The sequence below is a fragment of the Thermococcus sp. MV11 genome (assembly GCF_012027285.1).
In the GTDB taxonomy this organism is placed as follows: Archaea; Methanobacteriota_B; Thermococci; order Thermococcales; family Thermococcaceae; genus Thermococcus; species Thermococcus cleftensis.
Map to the genome: position 1 here is coordinate 832,978 of NZ_SNUD01000001.1, position 20,782 is coordinate 853,759.

The 20,782-nt window shown below is 55.1% G+C and carries 22 protein-coding genes, 2 tRNA genes and 1 pseudogene; 18 read left to right on the forward strand and 7 right to left on the reverse strand.

From position 1 onward, the window contains the following. Positions 1–315: 315 nt before the first annotated feature. Both E3E27_RS04630 and E3E27_RS04635 read right to left on the reverse strand, forming a co-directional pair. Positions 316–392 (reverse strand) — tRNA-Thr (locus tag E3E27_RS04630). A gap of 26 nt (positions 393–418) precedes the next feature. Further along, positions 419–1,018, reverse strand: a complete 600-nt coding sequence (locus E3E27_RS04635; protein ID WP_014788242.1) for an RNA ligase partner protein — start codon at positions 1,016–1,018, stop codon at positions 419–421. Between the two features lie 52 nt (positions 1,019–1,070). Here E3E27_RS04635 and E3E27_RS04640 point away from each other — a divergent pair, with 52 nt between their 5' ends. Further along, positions 1,071–2,279, forward strand: a complete 1,209-nt coding sequence (locus tag E3E27_RS04640) for a hypothetical protein (RefSeq protein ID WP_014788243.1) — start codon at positions 1,071–1,073, stop codon at positions 2,277–2,279. Positions 2,280–2,350: 71 nt separating this feature from the next. Beyond that, the gene (locus E3E27_RS04645; protein WP_014788244.1) at positions 2,351–2,533 is read left to right on the forward strand and encodes a hypothetical protein; all 183 of its coding nucleotides are present in this window, start codon (positions 2,351–2,353) and stop codon (positions 2,531–2,533) included. 55 nt (positions 2,534–2,588) lie between these two features. On the opposite strand, the gene E3E27_RS04650 is transcribed toward E3E27_RS04645, so the two are convergent. From E3E27_RS04650 to E3E27_RS04660, 3 genes are read right to left on the reverse strand one after another with little or no spacing between them, the layout of a single operon-like run. Further along, positions 2,589–4,898: a TRAP transporter fused permease subunit gene (locus E3E27_RS04650; protein WP_167773568.1), complete on the reverse strand. Its 2,310-nt coding sequence runs from the start codon at positions 4,896–4,898 to the stop codon at positions 2,589–2,591. A 1-nt stretch (position 4,899) separates the two neighbouring features. Then, on the reverse strand, positions 4,900–5,355 hold the full coding sequence (locus tag E3E27_RS04655; protein ID WP_167773569.1) for a DUF1850 domain-containing protein: 456 nt from the start codon (positions 5,353–5,355) through the stop codon (positions 4,900–4,902). Between the two features lie 11 nt (positions 5,356–5,366). Continuing rightward, positions 5,367–6,404: a TAXI family TRAP transporter solute-binding subunit gene (locus tag E3E27_RS04660; RefSeq protein WP_014788247.1), complete on the reverse strand. Its 1,038-nt coding sequence runs from the start codon at positions 6,402–6,404 to the stop codon at positions 5,367–5,369. Between the two features lie 222 nt (positions 6,405–6,626). Here E3E27_RS04660 and E3E27_RS04665 point away from each other — a divergent pair, with 222 nt between their 5' ends. The 8 genes from E3E27_RS04665 to rpl12p all read left to right on the forward strand — a co-directional run bounded on the left by E3E27_RS04665 (position 6,627) and on the right by rpl12p (position 12,052). Beyond that, entirely contained in the window at positions 6,627–7,445 is an 819-nt protein-coding gene (locus tag E3E27_RS04665; protein WP_167773570.1) for a D-aminoacyl-tRNA deacylase, read from the forward strand. A gap of 118 nt (positions 7,446–7,563) precedes the next feature. Then, on the forward strand, positions 7,564–8,682 hold the full coding sequence (gene ftsZ / locus E3E27_RS04670) for a cell division protein FtsZ (protein ID WP_014788249.1): 1,119 nt from the start codon (positions 7,564–7,566) through the stop codon (positions 8,680–8,682). Between the two features lie 37 nt (positions 8,683–8,719). After that, a complete protein-coding gene (locus E3E27_RS04675; RefSeq protein ID WP_014788250.1) occupies positions 8,720–8,905 on the forward strand; it encodes a protein translocase SEC61 complex subunit gamma in 186 nt (61 codons plus the stop codon). A gap of 20 nt (positions 8,906–8,925) precedes the next feature. Then, the gene (locus E3E27_RS04680) at positions 8,926–9,384 is read left to right on the forward strand and encodes a transcription elongation factor Spt5 (RefSeq protein WP_014788251.1); all 459 of its coding nucleotides are present in this window, start codon (positions 8,926–8,928) and stop codon (positions 9,382–9,384) included. 26 nt (positions 9,385–9,410) lie between these two features. Next, complete coding sequence (locus E3E27_RS04685) at positions 9,411–9,902, forward strand: 50S ribosomal protein L11 (RefSeq protein WP_014788252.1); 492 nt, start codon at positions 9,411–9,413, stop codon at positions 9,900–9,902. Between the two features lie 80 nt (positions 9,903–9,982). Continuing rightward, a complete protein-coding gene (locus tag E3E27_RS04690; protein ID WP_014788253.1) occupies positions 9,983–10,633 on the forward strand; it encodes a 50S ribosomal protein L1 in 651 nt (216 codons plus the stop codon). 5 nt (positions 10,634–10,638) lie between these two features. Further along, the gene (locus tag E3E27_RS04695) at positions 10,639–11,658 is read left to right on the forward strand and encodes a 50S ribosomal protein L10 (RefSeq protein ID WP_167773778.1); all 1,020 of its coding nucleotides are present in this window, start codon (positions 10,639–10,641) and stop codon (positions 11,656–11,658) included. A gap of 76 nt (positions 11,659–11,734) precedes the next feature. After that, a complete protein-coding gene (rpl12p, locus tag E3E27_RS04700) occupies positions 11,735–12,052 on the forward strand; it encodes a 50S ribosomal protein P1 (protein WP_014788255.1) in 318 nt (105 codons plus the stop codon). 38 nt (positions 12,053–12,090) lie between these two features. On the opposite strand, the gene E3E27_RS04705 is transcribed toward rpl12p, so the two are convergent. Next, positions 12,091–12,531, reverse strand: a complete 441-nt coding sequence (locus tag E3E27_RS04705) for a hypothetical protein (RefSeq protein WP_167773571.1) — start codon at positions 12,529–12,531, stop codon at positions 12,091–12,093. A gap of 96 nt (positions 12,532–12,627) precedes the next feature. On the opposite strand from E3E27_RS04705, the gene E3E27_RS04710 reads away from it, so the two are divergent. The 8 genes from E3E27_RS04710 to E3E27_RS04740 all read left to right on the forward strand — a co-directional run bounded on the left by E3E27_RS04710 (position 12,628) and on the right by E3E27_RS04740 (position 19,324). Beyond that, positions 12,628–12,703, forward strand: a tRNA-Arg gene (locus E3E27_RS04710). A 372-nt stretch (positions 12,704–13,075) separates the two neighbouring features. Continuing rightward, positions 13,076–13,546: a dCTP deaminase gene (dcd, locus tag E3E27_RS04715; RefSeq protein WP_167773779.1), complete on the forward strand. Its 471-nt coding sequence runs from the start codon at positions 13,076–13,078 to the stop codon at positions 13,544–13,546. Between the two features lie 334 nt (positions 13,547–13,880). Further along, positions 13,881–14,084 carry an archaeal histone HpkA gene (hpkA, locus tag E3E27_RS04720; RefSeq protein WP_014788258.1) on the forward strand — a complete coding sequence of 68 codons (204 nt, stop codon included), beginning with the start codon at positions 13,881–13,883 and terminating at the stop codon, positions 14,082–14,084. A 69-nt stretch (positions 14,085–14,153) separates the two neighbouring features. Further along, positions 14,154–15,428, forward strand: coding sequence for a TIGR04013 family B12-binding domain/radical SAM domain-containing protein (locus tag E3E27_RS04725; protein ID WP_167773572.1), 1,275 nt, complete (start codon positions 14,154–14,156; stop codon positions 15,426–15,428). Positions 15,429–15,551: 123 nt separating this feature from the next. After that, complete coding sequence (locus E3E27_RS04730) at positions 15,552–15,953, forward strand: toprim domain-containing protein (RefSeq protein ID WP_014788260.1); 402 nt, start codon at positions 15,552–15,554, stop codon at positions 15,951–15,953. Further along, complete coding sequence (dnaG, locus tag E3E27_RS04735; protein WP_167773573.1) at positions 15,950–17,341, forward strand: DNA primase DnaG; 1,392 nt, start codon at positions 15,950–15,952, stop codon at positions 17,339–17,341. Before E3E27_RS04730 ends, dnaG begins: the two co-directional genes overlap by 4 nt. A 50-nt stretch (positions 17,342–17,391) precedes the next feature. After that, on the forward strand, positions 17,392–17,517 hold the full coding sequence (locus tag E3E27_RS10780) for a hypothetical protein (RefSeq protein WP_256366087.1): 126 nt from the start codon (positions 17,392–17,394) through the stop codon (positions 17,515–17,517). Between the two features lie 85 nt (positions 17,518–17,602). Continuing rightward, the gene (locus E3E27_RS04740; RefSeq protein ID WP_167773780.1) at positions 17,603–19,324 is read left to right on the forward strand and encodes a glutamate--tRNA ligase; all 1,722 of its coding nucleotides are present in this window, start codon (positions 17,603–17,605) and stop codon (positions 19,322–19,324) included. A 51-nt stretch (positions 19,325–19,375) separates the two neighbouring features. On the opposite strand, the pseudogene E3E27_RS04745 reads toward E3E27_RS04740, so the two are convergent. Next, a pseudogene (locus tag E3E27_RS04745) lies at positions 19,376–20,665 on the reverse strand (sodium-dependent transporter). Positions 20,666–20,782: the final 117 nt, after the last annotated feature.

Consider the following 20,782-nt stretch of genomic DNA (forward strand, 5'->3'; position numbering starts at 1 on the left):
CCTTTGCTCCGCATGTTGAGGCTTTGCCTCAACACGTCGGGAAGCTTCGCTTCCTACGAAGCGCTGGTGGAAGAGTGCGTGCAATTCCAAAAGCTGCCTGTTTTTCACGGGGTTTGTTCTCAACTGACAGTTTGCAGTGTTCCACTCTCCACAAGGCGTCCTTCGAACGCTAAAAATGAAGTGAACCATTAAAGAGGCCCTGTTCAACAGTTAAACCTCGTTAAAACTGCATAAAATCATGCCACTCAAAGCACGCTTTTTTCAAAAGGAATCACGAACCTTGATCAAACTTTTGCAGAGCAAAAGTTTGTAGAATGGAGCCCCGGGCGGGGTTTGAACCCGCGACCTGCCGCTTACCAAGCGGCCGCTCCACCAGGCTGAGCCACCGGGGCGTCGATGATACGATGCAGGTGAGGCTTTATAAATTTTTCCCTTCTCCCAGCCTCTCGACGAGGCCCTCAAGAACCTCACGGAAGTTGGCCGCGTCTATCCATTTAATGCCCATCTTCTGAGCCCAGGTCAGTATTCCCACGTCAGCGGAAACTATCGTCGCATCTAGCTCTTTGGCGAGGAGGATAAGCTCGAAGTCCTCTTTGCTGTCCACTATGCCCTCCCTGAGGGCCTTCCGGTAGTTCCTCCTGAGCTTTTGGATTATCCTGTCCACGTTGTCCGTCTCGATGACGCTCTCGCGGACGGCTTTCTCAGCCACACGGAGTCCCTTGTCTATCCTTCGCCGTATGTCGTCTATCAGCTCGTAGACCACGAAAGCGGGTATCCTTATGTCGTGAACATTGGGGGGCTTCTTGATTATGTAAAGCTCAATCTCGGGAATGAGTTCCTCCCCGTCCACGAAGTGCATTACCTCGCGGTAGATTCCGGGGGGCATGTAGAACTCGACCCGCCCGAAGAGCCTCTCGGCGTAGCGCAGGAAGGTCCTCATGGCTTCGGTAGGGCTGTCGCCGAACTTGCCCCTTATCTCGGGATTGACGAAGATGCTCGTGTCGAGGACGAACCTCATGGCAACCACAAGCTTATTTAAGCGCGGAAGTTTAAAACGGTTAGGTGAAAGCATGAAGGTAGGAGTCGTTTTTGGGGTTAGCGAACTCGCGAACCCTAAGGCGTTCGAGAAGAAGGCGTCGGAGTTCATGACGAAGCTCGCCGGAGAGTTCGAGGTCGTTGGAGGGTTCTTCGTATCAACAAAGGCAGACTTCAAGGAAGCCAAGGAGGAGGTAAACTTCAACGAGGTGGACGCGATAGTCCTCTATCCCCTGACAGGGGGTACTGAAGGCCCGCTGAAAGAGTTCTTCGTCTACAGGAGGCCCGTGGTCATCTACGGTGACCCCTTCAACAACTCCCTCGCGGCAGGGATAGAGTTGAGGGAATACTTCAGGGACAGGCTGGTTCCTTCAACGCTGGTCAAGGACTTCAACGAGCTTAAAGCCGCCCTGCTCGGTTACGAAGACATGCGGGAGACGCTGGACAAGTTCCTCCGCATGCGTATAGGGCTGATAGGCAGGATTTCGCCATGGCTGATAAACGAGAGGTTCGAGCTCCCATACACCAGGATAAGCCTTAAGAAGTTCTACGAGTACTACGAGGCCACGACCGACGCGGAGGGCTGGGAGGTCGTCGAGGAGATAGTTGGAAAAGCTGTTGAGATAAGGGAAGCACAGAGGGAAGACCTGATTAGGGCAGGTAGGATATATCTGGCCATAAAAAGAATCCTCGAAGACTACCGGCTGGACGGCTTCACCATAGGGTGCTTTGACATAGTCATGAAGTCCAAGATGACCCCCTGCCTCGCGCTGGCGATGTTTAACGCCCAGGGCATTCCAGCAGCGTGCGAGGGCGAGCTGAACGCGCTCGTTGGAATGATGATAGCGAGGCGCTTCTTCGACAAGCCGGCGTTCATGGGCAACATTGCCGACTACGGGGACGATTACATAATCCTCGCCCACTGCACCGCTCCGCTGATAGGAAGATACATCATACGGTCGCACTTCGAGAGCGGCACGGGGGTTGGCGTGGACGTCCAGCTGCCGAAGGGTAAGGCCAGTCTCCTCAAGATACGCGGAAGGAGAGCTGTTGTTGCCGGTGTCGAGGTCGCTGGCCAAGAGCACAGCGACTTCAGGTGCAGGACCCAGGTAAGGCTGAAAGTCGAAGATGCAATGGACTTCATAGACGGAACCCTCGGCAACCACCACCTGCTTGTTTACGTGGACAGCGAGGAGCTGGCAGACCTGCTGAGCGAGCTCGGCTTCGAGGTCATGCTATACTGAACTTCCAAATTTTTAGTTTCATTTTCGAACCAACCAAAAGAGTTATTAGGACCTTAGTGGTATTATTCTCGGTGAGAAAATTGAGAAGAGCACAGGCGGCGATTGAGTACCTCTTTATGATAGCACTGTCCCTTGTGATGGTGCTAATCATATTCCGGGCAATTCAGCAGGCGGCCAACAGTGCAACAAGACAGATAGAGACCGCATCGGACAAGATGGCCAGCGAGCTGAGCCAAATAGCCCAAGAAGGTTGATTTAATCTTGAGCGTCCAAAAAAGCTGTGAGGGGCAAAAATTAAAGCCCCCACACTTATGAGGCCGCGAACTTCGAGCCGTAGAACTTCAGGCCGAGCCATGCGACGACCCCTGCCCCGATGACGATGGGGTTGAGGGTGACTCCGGCCAGGCCGATTGCGCCGATCACAGCCCGCATCCACTTCTTCAGACGCGTGTTGTAAAAGCCGGTCAGCGAGATGGCCAGCAGGTACATCACGAAGAGCGTCGCCAGGAGGTAGTAGAGCACCCTGAGTATCATCGCGGGCGTCCAGTCGGAGACCGTTATGAGGAACATCTCCGGGTGTGTGAAGTAGATGTACGGGCCTATGTAGCCAGCCAGCGCGTACTTGACCGCGTTGATCGCCGTCTTCCAGAAGTCACCGCCCGCTATCGCCGAGCCGGCGTAGCTTGCGAGGGCCACCGGCGGCGTAACGTCGGCGAGGATACCGAAGTAGAAGACGAAGAAGTGGGCCGAGAGCATGGCAATCAGCACGGTGTAGCCGGGGACCGGCTGGTTGTAGGGCTCTATGTTCCTCACCAGCATGTAGATTGCCGGGGCCGCGACGAGCGAGGTTATGATGTAGTTGGCCGTCGTTGGGACACCCATTCCGAGGATGAGGCTGAACACCATCGTCAGTATGAGGAGGAGCCAGAGGTTCCCGTGGGTGAGGCTTATGAGGCGGTAGCCAATGTTGGTAAGCTCTCCGGTCATCGTCAGAACGCCCTGTATCAGGCCGGCCGAAGCGGCTGCCAGCATGACGCTGACGCTCGTCTTTCCGGCGTCTATCATCGCCTCGTAGGTCGCGCGATACATCATCTTGCCGCTGTCGAGGGTGGAGCGGTAGCCGACGAGGATTGAGAACACTATTCCGAAGACTCCCGTCATCAGTACTATCTGCTCCTTGGTCATTCCCAGGTACTTGGTCAGGGCTATAAAGAGGAGGAACATCGCGCTGATGTAGAACTTCTCGTTGAAGGCGACGCCCTTCTTCGCGATTCCAAGTCCGACCAGCAGTAAGAACATCGCCAGGAGAACCAGAGCGGTCTGTTTCGCCACGTTGTTCCCGAGGAACATCAGCAGGGTGGTGAGCAGGGCTACCGCGACGTAGAGCTTCTCGTCTCCGTATATCTCGTCCCTTGAAATCCACGCCACCCAGATGGCAATCCCGAGCGAGGAAATGGCCGCGATCTGGGGCGCTATTCCCCACACGAGGGCGACGGTTATGACGACGATGGGAAGGAGTATGTAGAGCTTGCGCAGGAAGTAGGCCATGGTCTTGAAGGCCTCGGCAGCCATACCCTTGAGGCCCAGCCTCTTGGTCTCGAGGTCTATGAAGAGGTAAACGCCGCCGTAGTAGACTATGGCCGGCAGCACCGCGGCGATGATTATCTTGTTGTAGGGCAGGTTGAGGAACTCGGCCATTATGAAGGCTGCCGCGCCCATTATCGGGGGCATCAGCTGGCCACCGGTGGAGGCGACGGGCTCGACGGCCCCGGCTATCTCCGGCGGGTAGCCGGCCTTCTTCATGAGGGGAATCGTGAAAGTTCCCGTGGTGAGCACGTTGGCCACGCTCGAGCCGCTGACCGTTCCCATGAGGGCGCTCGATATGACGGCCGACTTAGCCGGGCCACCGGGCCTCTTTCCGAAGAGGCTTATCATGAACTCGGTGATGTAGTCGCTGACGCCTATCTTGAGCAGGAAGGCCCCGAAGAAGATGAAGGCGAAGACGTATATCGTCATGACGAAGAACGGGATTCCGAAGATGCCCTCGTCAAAGTAGAGCTGCTGCACGAAGCGGGTCCAGTCGTAGTTGATGGCGTAGATTCCGTAGAGAAGGAACAGGCTCACTATGGCCGGGAGAACCCAGCCAAGGACGCGCCGCGTTGCCTCGAGAACCATGAGCACCGCGATGAGTCCAAAGACCACGTCGGTCTGATTGAGGGAAGAGGTTAGTATGTAGCGCTCGTAGACTGCGAAGAGGTAGAGCATGGAGATTACCCCAACGGCGCCCATCACGTAGTCGTAGGCGAAGACCTTCCTGAAGTACTTCTCCTTCTTGCGTATCGGGTAGAGCAGGAAGGTTATTACCATCAGCATTGCCATTACGAAGGCCTCTCCCTGCTTGGGCTGGAACGTTATTCTAAGGAAGTCCAGCTCCAGCCCCAGGCGCTGGAAGAGGTCGTAGAGGGTGTAGTTGAAGTTGAAGATGAAGAGTATCTCGTAAAGGCCTATTAGTATGGCCGCGACCTTCACCACGAACTCAAGCCTTGGGGGGAGGGTTCTGGTCCTTTCTATCACGACCTCCTCCGCGGCGACGACATCGATGCTGGGTTCTTCAGACAATTTACCACCTCCCAATCAACCTCATCACAAGTGGAACGCGCTTAATTTGAAAGTTCACGACAACCTTTTTTCCACCGTCGGAATCAACAAGGACAGGAGAGCCATTGACGGTGACGTTGGCGTGGTTTATGGGTATGAACCAGTAGGTGAAACTCCTTCCAAGATAATCCCTCGTCCTCTTGACGTAGAAGCCGTCGGTGAGGTTCTGAACGTCCTCTGGAAGGCCGGCCCCAAAGTCCTTCCACCTCATCTCAACGACGTAAAATCCGGTTCCGTTGGCGGTGATGATCTCAACCACCTCGCTCCTTTCAACGCTGTGAACGTATTCAATCTCGATTGTGGAGCCGGGGGAATAAGTGTAAGACCTGCCATTGAAGCTAATCTCGACCGCATTAGCCGGCAGAAGAAGAACGAGAGCGACGGTAATGATAAGAAAAGAAAGGGCTTTTCGGCTCAAAGTGACCCTCCTCACGGCTTTAGATCATCTGGAACGGTCTTGCCCTTCTCCTCGTAGTACTTGATGGCTCCGGGGTGGAGCGGTATGCTCATACCATCGAGGGCTGTGTCAAAACTTATGTACTGGGCCTTTGCGTGAACCTGCCTGAGCTCATCGACGTGGAGGAAGAGCAGCCTGGTCATAGCATAGACCACGTCATCGGGAACGTCGGCGCTGACGACGAGAACGGCCTTAACCGCGAGCGTCTGGGTGTCCTCGGTCATTCCCTTGTAGGTGTCCTTCGGGAGGGTCTGGCTGACGTAGAAGATGTAACCCTCGTCCTTGAGCTTCTTGAGGATATCGTCCCCAATTGGGAGGATCCTGACGGGGGTCTGAACCGCTATTTGATCAACCGCCGGCGTCGGAGCGCCGGAAACTATAACGGCGGCATCGATCTGGCCGAGCTTGAGCTGCTGGGTTGCCTCGCTGAAGGAGAGGTAGACCTTATCAACGTCGTCCCAGACTCCCGCAGCCTCAAGTATCTGCTGGGCCGCGACGGCGGTACCGCTTCCGGCAGCACCAACGGCAACCTTCTTGCCCTTGAGGTCCGCCAGGGTCTTTATGTTGCTGTCAGCTTTGACAACGAACTGTATCGTCTCCGGATAAAGGGCGGCGATGCCGCGGAGCTTGGTCACTGGCTTGCCCTGGAAGGCCTCGAGGGTGGTGCCGTGGAAGGCGTAGTAGGCAACGTCGTTCTGCATTATAGCCGCCTGGGCTCTACCATCGCCTATGGCCTGGGCGTTGGCGACGCTGGCACCGCTTGTAACTGCCCTAGCCTCAATCTTTATCCCGGTCTCGTCCTTACTGTACTGGTTCAGTATGTTGGCATAGGCGGAGCCAAGTGGGTAGTAAACACCGCTGGTTCCCCCCGTGTATATCTCAATGGAGTACGTTTCGGTTGGGCCAGTAGTCTGGGTTCCAGTCTCCTCCCCTCCGGGACTTATGCAACCGGCCATTAAAAGAGAAACCGAAAGCACAAAAACCAATACACCAACTACCGACTTCTTCATACTCATGTCCACCCCCATACTGTAACGTACACCCATGGCCTAACGACCACATTAGGATATTGAAGTACATTCAAAGTTATATAGTTTTCGTTACATTTCCGTAAATCTTTCAGGTTATCTCCCAAGCAAAACGCAAGAACATCGATGAAAGCTATACAAAGGTAGAACTTCGAACCCGGGTAAAGCCTTTTAACGGAGACGGCTATTCCAAAGGGGATCGTTATGAAGGTGATAATGACAACGAAAATCGACCTCGCGTCGATGAACATACTGAACAGGCTCGTTGAGAACTTCGGGTTCAGGGAGACCGAGGGGATCTTCGACGGAAATCCCGTTTATGCCAGGGGCGACACGCTCATACTGACGACCAACGAGGAGATGATATACTATGACGGCCTCGATAAGGCAATAGAAGCCCAGCTTGGATTTAAGCCAGAGATAATAGCCTTCGCCTCCAGGCACTCCAGCAAGCAGAAGCTACCTGCCCTTACCACTCACGTGACTGGGAACTGGGGAAAGGCCATGTACGGGGGAAAGAACGAGAGCCTCGCCATAGCTCAGCCGGCCGCCATGAAGCTCGCCCTGCTCAAGATGAGCGAGCTAAACGACCTCGGCTGGACCGTCTGCTACGAGGCAACCCACCACGGACCGAGCGAGCTGGAGGTTCCAAGCTTCTTCATAGAGATAGGCTCGAGCGAGGAGGAGTGGGTGATTGACAGGGCCGGCGAGATAATAGCCGAGACCATAATTTACGTCCTGGAGAACTACAAGAAAGCCAAGTTTCCAGTCGCACTGGGAATCGGCGGCGGCCACTACGCCCCCAAGCAGACGAAGCGCGCCCTAGAAAGCGACATCGCCTTCGGCCACATAGCTCCCAAGTACACCCACCCGCTGAAAAAAGAGCTGATCCTCCGGGCGATTGAGAGGACACAGGGCAAGGTAGATGTCATTTACGTTGATTGGAAGGGCAGTAAGGGAGAAACCAGGCAGATGGCCAAGACCCTGGCCGAAGAGCTGGGCCTGGAGTTCATACGGGACTGAAGGGGCGAAATCTTTAAAGACGTTGAGCGGGATTTAAAATCAGCATCTGCCTAGCTAAATTTATATACCACCTGCGTACAAAGTGGAACAGATGTTAAATTGCCCGGAGGGTGAAAAGATGCTGAAGCTGATTGAAGACGCCATCGAAAGAACCTCCGCCGGCCTCAACCAGGTGCCGGAGGCCCCGAGCCAGACCGATGTTGATGAGGAGCTCAAGAGGATTCTTGAGCAGATTCAGGCTAAGATCTATGTCGTTGGTGTCGGCGGTGCCGGCTGTAACACCATTAACAGAATGATGCAGGTAGGAATCCAGGGGGCGAAGGTCATAGCCATCAACACCGATGCCCAGGACCTCCTCAAGGTCCGCGCTCACAAGAAGATACTCATCGGAAAGGAGCTTACCAGGGGCCTTGGAGCCGGGAACAACCCCAAGATGGGTGAGGAGGCCGCGAAGGAGAGCGAGCGCGAGATAAGGGAGGCCCTCGAAGGGGCGGACATGGTGTTCATCACCTGCGGTCTCGGTGGAGGAACCGGAACGGGCGCAGCTCCAGTCGTGGCCGAGATAGCCAAGAAGATGGGCGCCCTCACCGTTTCAGTCGTCACCCTCCCGTTCACCGTCGAGGGCATAAGGCGCATAAAGAACGCCGAGTACGGCCTTGAGAGGCTCAGGAAGAACAGCGACACCGTCATAGTTATCCCTAACGACAAGCTCATGGAGGTCGCGCCAAACCTCCCGATCCACATGGCCTTCAAGGTCGCGGACGAGATACTCGTCCAGGCCGTCAAGGGCATAACCGAGCTCATCACCAAGCCAGGCCTGGTTAACCTCGACTTCAACGACGTCAGGGCAGTCATGAAGGATGGTGGCGTTGCGATGATAGGCATAGGCGAGAGCGACAGCGAGAAGAGGGCCCTCGAAGCCGCCCAGCAGGCCCTCAACAGCCCGCTCCTCGACGTGGACATAAGCGGTGCCAAGGGCGCTTTGATAAGCATAAGTGGAAGCGATGTCAAGCTCGAGGAGGCCCAGCAGATAATAGAGCTCGTCACCAGCAAGCTCGACCCGGAGGCCCAGGTTATCTGGGGCATACAGCTCGACGAGGAGCTCGGCAAGATGATTAGAATCCTCATCGTCGTCACCGGCGTCAGCTCACCCTACGCGGTGGCCGAGGAGGAGCCGGGCTACTACGGTGAGGAACAGGAGAGAAAAGTTATTAAGCTCGACCTTGACGAGCTTTGACTAACTTTCATTTTCAAAATTTGGCGAGGTGACGGCAGTGGCAACGACCACGGAAAAGCTTAAAAATTTCTTCGCGGAGTCGCGGAGGGTTTTGCTGGTCACTAAGAAGCCGGGTATGAAGGAGTTTAAGATGGCCGCCAAGATAACCGGCATCGGAATGCTCCTGATAGGTACCATCGGCCTCATAATCCGCCTGATAGGCTACCTGATTACAGGGGCCTGAACTGTTCGTGGGTGAGAGCGATGAGCGAGGGCAGGATCTTCACAGTGCGCGTCACGGTGGGACAGGAAGAGACCACCTCCAAGCTGATATACAGCAAGATTAAGACATACAACCTCCCGGTCTACGCCATACTGGCGCCCTCGAAGGTAAAGGGCTACATCTTCGTTGAGGCACCGAGCAAGAGCGCCGTGGACGAAGCTATAAAGGGCATACGCCACGCCAAGGGCACCCTGCCGGGAGAGGTCAAGTTCGAGGAGATAGAGCACTTCCTCGAGGAGAAACCAGCCGTGAGCGGCTTCGAGCCGGGAGACATCGTTGAGCTAATCTCCGGCCCGTTCAAGGGCGAGAAGGCCAAGGTCGTCAGGGTCGATGAGGCCAAGGACGAGATAGTCGTCGAGCTCATAGGTTCAATCGTCCCGATTCCGGTCACGGTGAGGGGCGAATACGTTAGACTTATAAGCAAACGCCAGAAGGAGTGAACGGTCAAAGGACAGAGGTGAGAAAGATGCCGCAGATTGTTGAGGTGCTCGTTGAGGGAGGAAAGGCTTCACCCGGTCCGCCTCTCGGCCCAGCCATCGGACCGCTCGGACTTAACGTCAAGCAGGTCGTTGATGAGATAAACAAGGCTACCAAGGATTTCGAGGGAATGCAGGTTCCCGTCAAGATCATCGTCACCGACCCGAAGAAGAAGACCTTCGAGATAGAGGTCGGTGTTCCGCCGGTCAGCCAGCTCATCAAGAAGGAGATCGGCGCCCCGAAGGGCTCCAGCGAGCCCGGCCACAGCCCTGTCGGGAACCTGACCATGGAGCAGGTCATCAGGATAGCGAAGGCCAAGCAGGAGCAGATGCTCGCGGCCGACCTCAAGGCCGCGGCCAAGGAAGTCATCGGAACTGCCCTCAGCATGGGCGTTACGGTTGAAGGCAAGGACCCGAGGGAAGTCCAGAAGGAGATTGACGAAGGCGTTTACGACGAGATTTTCGCCAACGCCGAGGAGTGAGGGAAAAGTTTAAAAATCCCTCTTTTTACGCATTTTTGACTTTTTCGGGCTTAAATCAAAACCGAAAGGGAGGGCTGTAAATGGCCTTTGACAGGCAGAAACTCGTGGAAGCGGTGAAGGAGGCGAAGGCCCGGGCTAAGCCGCGCAACTTCACACAGACCGTCGAGATGGCAGTCAACCTCAAGGATATAGACCTCCGCAAGCCGGAGAACAGGTTCAAGCTTGAGGTTGTGCTGCCCCACGGTCGTGGGAAGGAGCCCAAAATCGCGGTCATCGCTGATGGTGCCGTTGCCGAGGCGGCTAAAAAGCTCGGGCTTGATGTGATTAGTGGAGAGCAGCTTGAAGAGCTCGCGAAGAGCCCAAGGCAGGCAAGGAAGCTGGCGAAGAACTACGACTTTTTCATTGCCGCAGCGCCGCTGATGCCAAAGATCGGTAGGTACCTCGGTAGGTACCTCGGTCCAAGGAACAAGATGCCCCAGGTCGTTCCGCCGACGATGACCAACCTCGAGCCGATAGTGAACAAGCTCAAGAAGACCGTCAGGATACAGCTCAAGAACAACCCCGTCGTTCACGCCAGGATAGGCACCGAGGACATGGACGATGAGAAGCTCGCCGAGAACGCCGAGGCCGTTCTCAACGCCATACTCAACAAGCTGGAGCGCGGCGAGAACCAAGTGAAGTCAGTGTACATCAAGACCACGATGGGACCGGCAGTTAAGGTGGAGAGGTGAGGGAGATGGCCCACGTTGCCGAGTGGAAGAAGAAGGAAGTTGAAGAGCTCGCCAAGATCATCAAGAGCTACCCAGTGATAGCGCTCGTTGATGTGGCCAACGTTCCAGCCTACCCGCTCAGCAAGATGCGTGAGAAGCTCAGGGGCAAGGCGCTCCTCAGGGTCAGCAGGAACACCCTCATCGAACTCGCCATAAAGAAGGCCGCCCAGGAGCTCAACAACCCGGATCTCGAGAAGCTCATTGACCACATTCAGGGCGGAGCCGGAATTCTCGCCACCGAGATGAACCCCTTCAAGCTCTACAAGCTCCTCGAGGAGAGCAAGACCCCGGCCCCGGCCAAGCCCGGAGCGGTGGTCCCGAGGGACGTCGTGATACCAGCCGGTCCAACTTCACTCTCGCCGGGTCCGCTCGTCGGTGAGATGCAGGCCCTCGGCATTCCGGCGAGGATTGAGAGGGGTAAGGTCAGCATCCAGAAGGACTACACCGTCCTCAAGGCCGGAGAGGTTATAACCGACCAGCTCGCGAGAATCCTCAACGCTCTCGGCATAGAGCCGCTTGAGGTCGGTCTCAACCTGCTCGCGGCCTACGAGGACGGAATCGTCTACACCCCAGACGTCCTGGCGATCGACGAGGAGGAGTACATCAACCTGCTCCAGCAGGCTTACATGCACGCCTTCAACCTGTCCGTGAACACCGCCTATCCGACCAGCCAGACCATCGAGGCAATCATACAGAAGGCCTTCCTCGGCGCGAAGAACGTCGCTGTGGAGGCTGGCTACGTCACCCCAGAAACCGTCGAGGACATCTTTGGCAGGGCCCTGCGCGCTGTCCTGCTCATAGCGCAGGAGCTGCCTGAGGAGCTGCTTGACGAGAAGACCAAAGAGCTTTTAAACCAACAGGCACAAATAGCCGTTGCCGCTCAGCCTCAGCAGGAAGAGAAGGTTGAGGAGGCTGAGGAAGAGGAGGAAGAAGAGGAAGCCTCCGAGGAGGACGCGCTCGCTGGACTGGGCGCGCTCTTCGGCTGAACTTTCCATTTCCCTCGTATCCCTGAACAACCCGTGTGAAATGAATGAAAAATGAAGATGATTGGAGGTGCGAAAAATGGAGTACGTGTATGCCGCTCTGCTGCTCCACGCCGCTGGTAAGGAGATAACCGAGGAGAACCTCAAGGCCGTCCTTGAGGCCGCTGGAGTCACCCCGGACGAGGCTAGGATAAAGGCCCTCGTCGCCGCCCTTGAGGGCGTCAACATCGACGAGGTCATCGAGAAGGCCGCCATGCCGGTCGCCGCCCCTGTTGCCGTTGCCGCCGCTCCGGCCGCCGAGGGCGGTGCCGAGCAGGCCCAGGAGGAAGAGGAGGAAGAGGAAGAGGAGGCCAGCGAGGAGGAGGCCCTCGCTGGACTCGGTGCCCTCTTCGGCTGAACTCCTTTCCCCTTTTGTCCGCCTTTGGGCGGACGTTTTCACAACTTTTCTCCACCGTTCTTGAGCATTACAATCATTCTCCAAGTCCTTCTGTACCTATCTGGGTCAAGCTTTTTCCTTAGAATCTCAATGATGACCACATAAAGAATGAAAAACACAGCAGAAACGGCCGCCTTTTCGGAAGTGCTTTCCATGTTGTTGATGGTGTTTACCCAGATGAGACCCAAGGTTCCCATTATCACAAACTCGGCCGTCTCGTATAGGGCAACGTTTCTTGGAAGTCTTTCGAATTTTCTGAGGGCCACGCCTCCGATCAGAGTGACGAGCCCGAGCAGTCCCAAAGCTACCGTTAGTAGGTCTATTGGTTTCGCACCGTATTTCTCCACCAACGTGGGATACAAGGGAAGGGCCGGTGCCAGGGCAAAGAAGCCCAGGATTGCCAGTGCACTTACAGTTAATACCACAGTGCTCCGTCTCATTGTTATTCCCCCAGGTTAATATTCTGTATAGTAATCTAAAAGTTTTTCGAAAAAGACCGCAAGGTTTATGTTTGATCCTTATGAACCATCTCTGACGGGCCCGTGGCCTAGAGGACATGGCGCCGGCCTTCGGAGCCGGTAGTCGCGGGTTCGAATCCCGCCGGGCCCGCCAGTTCAAATTTTGGCGAAGTTTGACAAAGGCCTGGCTCTTTCCTCTTTTTGTGCAAGAGCTACTAACTTTTGGTGAAGGAGATTTATATGTTCAAACTTTGCCAGGTTTGAGCGCGTGTTCTCTTCATCATGAAGGGTCGTTTGAACTAAACATTCCTATTCATGCCACTATGGGCATATAACGCATACAACTTTGTATACAACTTCCCTCTTGCCCTTTTAGATAATTAAACCATGTTGGTCAAGCTTTTCATGCGAAAGCTTTCTGGCCTCAGAAGTGGTGGCCCTCCGCACCGCTCGGTGCCGGGCCAATCGCTCATCATCGGCCAGATTGTTTTTATACCCCCTATTTAAATTCCCACCGGTGGTTCCCATGATGCTTCCAGACTGGAAAATCAGAAAGGAGATACTAATCGAGCCCTTCAGCGAGAAGTCGCTCCAACCGGCAGGTTACGACCTGCGCGTTGGGAAAGAGGCATACATAGAAGGGAAACTGGTAAACATCGAAGAGGTAGGCAAGATTTCCATTCCCCCGGGGACTTACGCACTCGTCCTGACCCTGGAAAGGGTGAAGCTCCCCGACGACGTGATGGGTGATATGAAGCTCCGGAGCAGTCTGGCGAGGGAAGGCCTTCTCGGCTCTTTCGCATGGGTCGATCCCGGCTGGGACGGCAACCTCACTCTCGGTCTCTACAATGCCTCTGACGAGCCGGTTGAGCTTTCCTACGGCGAACGCTTCGTCCAGATAGCCTTCATCAGGCTGGAGGGGCCGGCCAAAAATCCATATCGGGGGAACTACCAGGGAAGCCAGCATCTTGCACTCTCAAAGAGAAAGCAGGGATAATCCCTCAGTCTCCTTCTTTTTGTCGTGGGTGCTCTCCAATGGCCGCGGAAAACAAGTCAGAAAATCCTGGGGGAGGTTCTAAAAGCAGGCCCCACGATTACCGGGTTATAGCCAATGGAAGGCACCATCTGGGTGGGGGCTTCTATTGAAGACCCAGCCCGTGACAGGTTACCTATTCTCGTGAACCTTCATGAAAATATTGATATAGCCCAGTCGATTGTACTCAACGGCGCACTTGCTCTCTAACCGATGCAGAAAGCCCCGTTTACCGAAAGGTTTATATACCTCCAATTCCAAAAAAAATACCGAAGAACCCTTTATGGAGGTGTTGTGAATGGCCGAGCTTCCGATTGCCCCGATTGACAGGCTTATAAGGAAGGCCGGCGCCGAGAGGGTCAGCGAGGACGCCGCCAAGGTTCTCGCCGAGTACCTCGAGGAGTACGCCATTGAGCTCGCCAAGAAGGCCAACGACTTCGCCAGGCACGCCGGCAGAAAGACCGTCAAGGCCGAGGACATCAAGCTTGCCATCAAGGCCTGAAGGCCTTTTTGGCTTTTCTACTCATTTCTACACCGTTAGCGTTTTAAGTTCCTTATCCAGGCTTCAACCATGCCCGAGATAGCCGTCCGAATGACGAAGCGCAACCACAATGCCTTCGTTCACCTATTGGGCGCCCTGGAGAGCCAGGGATACGACCTAGAAAAGTTACTGATAACCAAGGACTTCAGCGAGATACTGAAGGCCCGGCCCAAGGTGGTTCTCTACTCCTTCTTCACTGAGGAGATATGGGGAAACCTGCCCGAGGAGATTAAACTACTGAAGGAGGAAGGCTCGCTCCTGATAGCCGGCGGTTATCATGCTATAGCGATGCCCAAACATACGCTCAATCAGCTCGGGTTTGACATAGCAGTTATCGGTGAAGGTGAAGAGGTAATCTACCAGCTCCTGACGGCCCTTGAGCGTAGCGGATACAGGATAACCAGAGACTTACTCTCAATCCCGGGGCTGGCGTTCTACCTCAACGGTGAGTTCGTCTTTACAGGTTTTGCGAAGGTGGAGGACTTCTGGCGTTTTCCTCCGTACCCAGAGAGTGTTCGGCTCATATCTCCGATAGAGATAACGCGCGGCTGCCCTTTCGGCTGCTACTACTGCCAGACGCCTTACATCAAGGGGCTCAGAATGAGGCACCGGCCAATAGATCAGATTGTGAAGTACTCGAGGAGAATGAAGGACATGCGCTATATAACCCCCAACGCCTTCGCCTATGGCTCGCCCGGGGCGATACTCAAGCTCAGCAAGCTCGAGGCCCTCCTCAAGGCCCTTCAGCCCCTCAGGAAAGAGGGTAGGAGGCTCTTCTACGGCACCTTCCCGAGCGAGGTTCGACCCGAGTTCGTTTTACCGGAGACGCTTGAGCTCCTCATTGACTACGCCGACAACAGGAGGTTAGCTATAGGCGCTCAAAGCGGCGACGATGCCATGCTCAAGGCCATGCACAGGCTCCATCGGGTGGAGCACGTCCGGAGGGCGGTTGAGTACATGCTCGAGTATGGTTTTGAACCGGTCGTTGATTTCATCGTGGGTCTGCCGAACGAGAGCAAGGAGAGCCAGAAAAAGAGCATCGAGCTTATGAGGTGGATAATGAGAAAGGGTGGAAAGGTCCGCGCCCATTACTTTATGCCCCTCCCAGGAACCCCCTGGGCACGCTGTAAGCCAAGCCCGCTGAGTGAGGAGATGAGAAGGTTCCTGGGGAGAATGGCCGCAAAGGGTAAGATCGAGGGGTCATGGGGCAAGCAGATCGAGCTCTCGCAGAGGCTCCAGAGGCTGATGGAGGAGTTCTACGAGGAGCCAATGAGCCACACGGTGCCCGTTAGGGACGTCTGCTGAGTACATTTTTCTTTTGGAGCCTCGCCCCTCACGGCAGGGAGGAGGTCAGTATGGACATAAACGTGTCAAAGAGCCTCCAATAAGCTTATAACCTCGTTGTTTCGTTATCCAACCGACGGCGAAATGTACGCCGAAAACTATAAAAGATTCCTGGAGCTTATAGACAAACTGCGAGAGTTTGAGGGTGCCCTCATCGTCGAGGGCATGCGAGACGAGGTGGCTCTGAGGAATCTGGGGGTCAGGGCGGAGATAATAAGACTCTCCCGCCTGCCTCTGGCGGAGGTCGCGCTCATCGCGTCATCACATAAAGAGGTCATCATACTTACCGACTTCGACAGAAAGGGCGAAGAACTCGCGAGAAAGCTCCTCCGATATCTGGAGGGCTACCCCTGCAGGGTCGATACAGAGACGCGCAGGGAGCTCAAGAGAATAGCGAAGAAGGACATTAAAGGTATCGAGGATCTCTACAGCCTGTACATCAAGATCGTCTCCGTTTCTGACCCCCTGGCGGAGGGGATTCGATGAAGAGGAAGAAGACCGTGCTTCACCACATTTTGGCCGAGAAGCAGAAGTTTGAAAAACGAAAAGAGGGTGGTGGTATGTCAGCCAAAGATGAGTTTGGAACTACCAAATACGTTATCTATGCAGAGTTTGAGGCTAACGGCATTGTTGAAAGGCCCGATGTCGTTGGGGCCATTTTCGGGCAGACAGAAGGTCTTCTAGGTGACGATCTAGACCTTAGGGAGCTCCAGAAGACCGGAAGGATTGGAAGAATAAGGGTTGAGGTCCACACAAAGGCCGGAAAGACCTACGGAACTATAACCGTCCCCTCGAGCCTAGACAGGGTCGAGACTGCTATCCTCGCCGCTGCGCTAGAGACCATTGACCGCGTCGGCCCGGCCGAGGCCAAGATAAAGGTTCTCCGCATCGAGGACGTCCGCGCAACGAAGAGGAAGTACATCATCGAAAGGGCCAAGGAGATACTCGAGAGCCTCATGGAGCAGGAGATTCCGGAAACGCAGGAGCTAACGGAGGAGGTCAAGAAAGCCGTCCGCGCCAAGGAGCTCATAGAGTACGGTCCGGAGAAGCTTCCGGCCGGCCCGCACGTGCCGTTCTCTGACTCAATCATAGTCGTTGAAGGAAGGGCCGACGTGCTCAACCTCCTCAAGCACGGCATAAAGAACGCCATAGCCGTTGAAGGAACCTCCGTTCCAGAGACCATCATAAAGCTCAGCAAGGAGCGCATCGTTACGGCCTTCACAGACGGCGACCGCGGCGGCGAGCTCATACTCAAGGAGCTCCTCCAGGTTGCTGATGTGGACTACGTGGCTCGCGCGCCGGAGGGCAAGGAGGTCGAAGAGCTCACCAAGAAGGAAATAGTCAAGTCCCTCAGGAGCAAGGTTCCGGCGGAGCAGGTCATAACGGAGATATTCTACAAGGGCAGGAACTTCTACGAGGTCCTCAGGGAGAAGGAGAGGGCCAAGGTAAAGGAGGAGAGGAAGGAGAACAAACCCACTCCTGCGGTCGTTCCCGCACAGCCCCAGAAAGCGGAAGAGAAAAAGCCCCAGTCCGAACCCAAGAAGGAGGAACGCATAATAAAGCCCATACAGCAGCCGAAGCAGAGCGAGCTCGACGAGTTCAAGGAGTTCGTCGAGAAGGTTAAGGCCTCCAAGGAGTCCGTCGCCCTGCTCTTGGACAAGGACAAAAAGGTAATAGCCGAGATACCGGTCAGGGAAATGACGAACCAGCTCAGGGAGCGCAAGGACGTCTACGCAGTTGTGTTCAACGGCGTCATAACCCAGCGCCTCATCGACACTGTAAGTGAGAGTGGCGTGAAGTACCTCGTCGGCGCAAGGAAGTACAACGTCGTCAGGAGGCCAATAAACCTCAAGATAATAACCTTTGCGGAGTGACCCTCCGCGATCTTTTTAACTCTTCTAAGTAATTCTTCCAGGGGATTGCCTTGAGGACGAACATATTGCTCTTTGGCATAGGACTCATACTGTCCAGCATTCTCGCGATCCTGGTGGGATACCCTGGCACCGGACTGTTCCCCGGAGTCATCGGCTCCCTCGTCATGTTCCCCTAGGCCCTTGCGGACGAAAAGCCGAGAAAGGAATGGACCAAGGAGTAACTTTATAACTCCTCTCTCCCTTCTCCCACCGGTGAGGAGAATGAACGTGGAGGAGCTAATCTGGAAGTACGCGCTCATAAACGCTTACACCCACAAGGGGAAGGCAAACCCCAAGGCCGTTATCGGAAAGGTTCTCGGTGAGAACCCCGAGCTCAGGCCGAAGGCGAGGGAGATAATCCCGCTCGTGAACGAGGTAGTCGAGAAGGTTAACGCCCTCTCGCTCCAGGAACAGGAGGCAAAGCTGAGGGAGCTTTACCCCGAGTTCTTCGAGGAGAAAAAAGCAGGGAAAGAGGAAAAGAAAGGCCTCCCACCCCTCCCGAAGGCCGAGAAAGGTAAGGTGGTTACACGCTTCGCCCCCAACCCCGATGGAGCCTTCCATCTCGGGAACGCGAGGGCCGCTATTTTGAGCCACGAGTACGCGCGTATGTATGACGGTAAATTCATACTCCGCTTCGACGACACCGACCCGAAGGTGAAGAGGCCCGAGCCGATTTTCTACGAGTGGATTAGGGAGGACCTTGAGTGGCTCGGCTTCAAGATTGATGAGGTGCACATCGCCAGCGACAGGCTCGAAATCTACTACGACTACGCGGAAAAGCTGATTAAGATGGGCAAGGCCTACGTCTGCACCTGTCCGCCGGAGAAGTTCCGCGAGCTAAGGGACAAGGGCATCGCCTGCCCCCACAGGGACGAGCCGGTTGAGGTTCAGCTCGAGCGCTGGAGGAAGATGCTGAACGGCGAGTACAAAGAGGGCGAAGCGGTAGTTAGAATAAAGACCGACCTCAAGCACCCGAATCCGGCTGTGAGGGACTGGCCGGCGCTGAGGATAATTGACAACCCCAATCACCCGAGAACGGGCAACAAGTACCGCGTCTGGCCGCTCTACAACTTCGCCTCTGCCATAGACGACCACGAGCTGGGCGTTACCCACATCTTCCGCGGACAGGAGCATGCAGAAAACGAGACGAGGCAGCGCTACGTCTACGACTACTTCAGCTGGGAATACCCGGTAACGGTTCACCACGGGAGGCTGAGCATTGAAGGCGTTATCCTCAGCAAGTCGAAGACGAGGAAGGGCATTGAAGAGGGAAAATACCTCGGCTGGGACGACCCGAGGCTCGGAACGATTAGGGCCCTGAGGAGGCGCGGAATAAGGCCAGAGGCAATAAGGGAGCTAATCATCGAGGTCGGGCTGAAGAGGAGCGACACGACGGTGAGCTGGGACAACCTCGCAGCGATAAACAGGAGAATCGTCGAGCCGATAGCGAACCGCTACTTCTTCGTTGCAGACCCGGTTCCGATGTATATCGAGGGCTATGGCGAAGAGTTCACGGCCGAGATACCGCTCCACCCCGATTATCCGGAGAGGGGAGTTAGAAGGCTTAAATTCACACCTGGGAAGCCGGTCTACGTCTCGAAGGACGACATGGGGCTCTTCAAGCCCGGGAACTTCGTAAGGCTCAAGGATCTCTTCAACGTCGAAATCATCGAGGTGAGCGAAGAGGGGATTAAGGCAAAGTTCCACAGCGTTGAGTACGAAATAGCTAGGGAGAACAGGTGGAGAATGGTTCACTGGGTCACAGAGGGGAAGCCATGCGAGGTGTGGGTGCCCCAGGGAGAGGAGCTCGTGATAAGGCACGGCCTCCTCGAAAGCGACGCCAATGTGAAAGTTGATGAGGTCGTTCAATTCGAGCGCTTCGGCTTTGTGAGGATAGACGAGGTAAAAGATGGAAAGGTGAGGGCGATCTTCGCCCACAAGTGATGCTCTCTTCTCCTCTGCTTTTGATTTTGAAGATAAAAAGACGGGGAAGAATCAGGCGCTCTTCTGTGGGACCAGACTGTCCCCAAAGAGACCGAAGAGCACGACTATCGCCGCAAGGATTCCGGAGACTATGTACACTCCGCCGGCCCTGAATACACCGAAGAAGGCGTAGAGACCACCCACCGCCAGGATAAGTGCGCTTATTGCAATGACTGCCATTGCCGGAGTCGAGAGCTTCTCCTTTGAGGACACCACTGGATAAAGCTCGTATATAGCCGTGAAGAAGGTCGCGACGACGACGGCCTTGAGGACCATGTCCGCTATAGTTGGCGGGGAGTCAAAGATTCCTATGAGGAGCGACGCACCGATGAGGTAGGTTGCGGCCTTGCTCCTGCCGACTCCAAGGAGGGACTCGATGATCTAGAGACCAACCTCAGCCGTTGGAAGCAAGCTGGTCACTCCAGCGAAGAACGCAGATAGGCCTATGAGGAGCAGCAGAGTCTGGTAGTCGGCCAGTATGTCCGGCAGATCTCCAAGCATCTGAATGGCTCCCTCTTCGCCACCGTAAACGTACTGGATAAGCCTCTCGGGAGTCGTGGGTGCGATGGCGTAGACGACTATCACCGTGGAAAGGACACCGATGAGCAGCTGAATCAGGATCCCAGTTCCGATTATGACCTTGGCGTTGAAGCGCTCGTTGATGAAGCTGCCGAGCATCAGGTAGAAGGCAAATCCAAGACCGACCCCATAGATGGCCCTCTCCGCCGCGGCCTTTATCATGGCAAGGTTTATGTCATGTCTGGCAACCATCATGTGCTTGGCTATACCAAGGAACGATGCATTCTCTGGTATCTGAGTCTTAAAGGCAAAGGCTGTGATGAAAACAGCAACAACGAAGATTATCGAACCGAACGCCATTATCGCGAAGGTCTTCTCCTTGGCCCTGGTGAGTATCAGGAAGACTATGGCGAACATTAGTATCTTCGCTACCAACCTGGCTACAGTTCCCGTGCCGAGAACCGGCGAGAGCACCGTCAGCATGGTGTTGGCAGTGTAGTATGACAGGAACATCGCTACAACCACGAAGATAGACAGCACCATCGCTGGCCTCTTGGAGACCTTATTGTACAGCTCGACGAAGTAGTAGCCGGACTTCATGACGGTCTCCGCCTCGAGTATGGCCACATAGGTCAGTATTGCCAAGAACACTATGTACACTGCCATTCCCGTTATGCCGTACTGGAGCCAGAACTGGGGAAACAGCCCTATGCTACCAATGCCGGTGGCGAATCCGGCCACCAGGAATATCAGATACAGGGTCCACTTCTTCACTTCATCCATGATTTCACCCCCAGAGGGTCGTTCAAACTTTACAATGAACGCTTCCAGTTAAAAATATGTCCCCTCAATAGGGAAAGTCCAAAAGTTCCAACGGGTATTCTTAGGTACAATACAGTG

Bases quoted from the DNA above. Each gene is read 5' to 3' on its own strand.
- E3E27_RS04635 (WP_014788242.1), bottom strand. From the start codon at position 1,018: ATGAGGTTCGTCCTCGACACGAGCATCTTCGTCAATCCCGAGATAAGG.
- E3E27_RS04640 (WP_014788243.1), top strand. From the start codon at position 1,071: ATGAAGGTAGGAGTCGTTTTTGGGGTTAGCGAACTCGCGAACCCTAAG.
- E3E27_RS04660 (WP_014788247.1), bottom strand. From the start codon at position 6,404: ATGAAGAAGTCGGTAGTTGGTGTATTGGTTTTTGTGCTTTCGGTTTCT.
- E3E27_RS04665 (WP_167773570.1), top strand. From the start codon at position 6,627: ATGAAGGTGATAATGACAACGAAAATCGACCTCGCGTCGATGAACATA.
- ftsZ (WP_014788249.1), top strand. From the start codon at position 7,564: ATGCTGAAGCTGATTGAAGACGCCATCGAAAGAACCTCCGCCGGCCTC.
- E3E27_RS04680 (WP_014788251.1), top strand. From the start codon at position 8,926: ATGAGCGAGGGCAGGATCTTCACAGTGCGCGTCACGGTGGGACAGGAA.
- E3E27_RS04685 (WP_014788252.1), top strand. From the start codon at position 9,411: ATGCCGCAGATTGTTGAGGTGCTCGTTGAGGGAGGAAAGGCTTCACCC.
- E3E27_RS04690 (WP_014788253.1), top strand. From the start codon at position 9,983: ATGGCCTTTGACAGGCAGAAACTCGTGGAAGCGGTGAAGGAGGCGAAG.
- E3E27_RS04695 (WP_167773778.1), top strand. From the start codon at position 10,639: ATGGCCCACGTTGCCGAGTGGAAGAAGAAGGAAGTTGAAGAGCTCGCC.
- rpl12p (WP_014788255.1), top strand. From the start codon at position 11,735: ATGGAGTACGTGTATGCCGCTCTGCTGCTCCACGCCGCTGGTAAGGAG.
- E3E27_RS04705 (WP_167773571.1), bottom strand. From the start codon at position 12,531: ATGAGACGGAGCACTGTGGTATTAACTGTAAGTGCACTGGCAATCCTG.
- dcd (WP_167773779.1), top strand. From the start codon at position 13,076: ATGATGCTTCCAGACTGGAAAATCAGAAAGGAGATACTAATCGAGCCC.
- hpkA (WP_014788258.1), top strand. From the start codon at position 13,881: ATGGCCGAGCTTCCGATTGCCCCGATTGACAGGCTTATAAGGAAGGCC.
- E3E27_RS04725 (WP_167773572.1), top strand. From the start codon at position 14,154: ATGCCCGAGATAGCCGTCCGAATGACGAAGCGCAACCACAATGCCTTC.
- E3E27_RS04730 (WP_014788260.1), top strand. From the start codon at position 15,552: ATGTACGCCGAAAACTATAAAAGATTCCTGGAGCTTATAGACAAACTG.
- dnaG (WP_167773573.1), top strand. From the start codon at position 15,950: ATGAAGAGGAAGAAGACCGTGCTTCACCACATTTTGGCCGAGAAGCAG.
- E3E27_RS04740 (WP_167773780.1), top strand. From the start codon at position 17,603: ATGAACGTGGAGGAGCTAATCTGGAAGTACGCGCTCATAAACGCTTAC.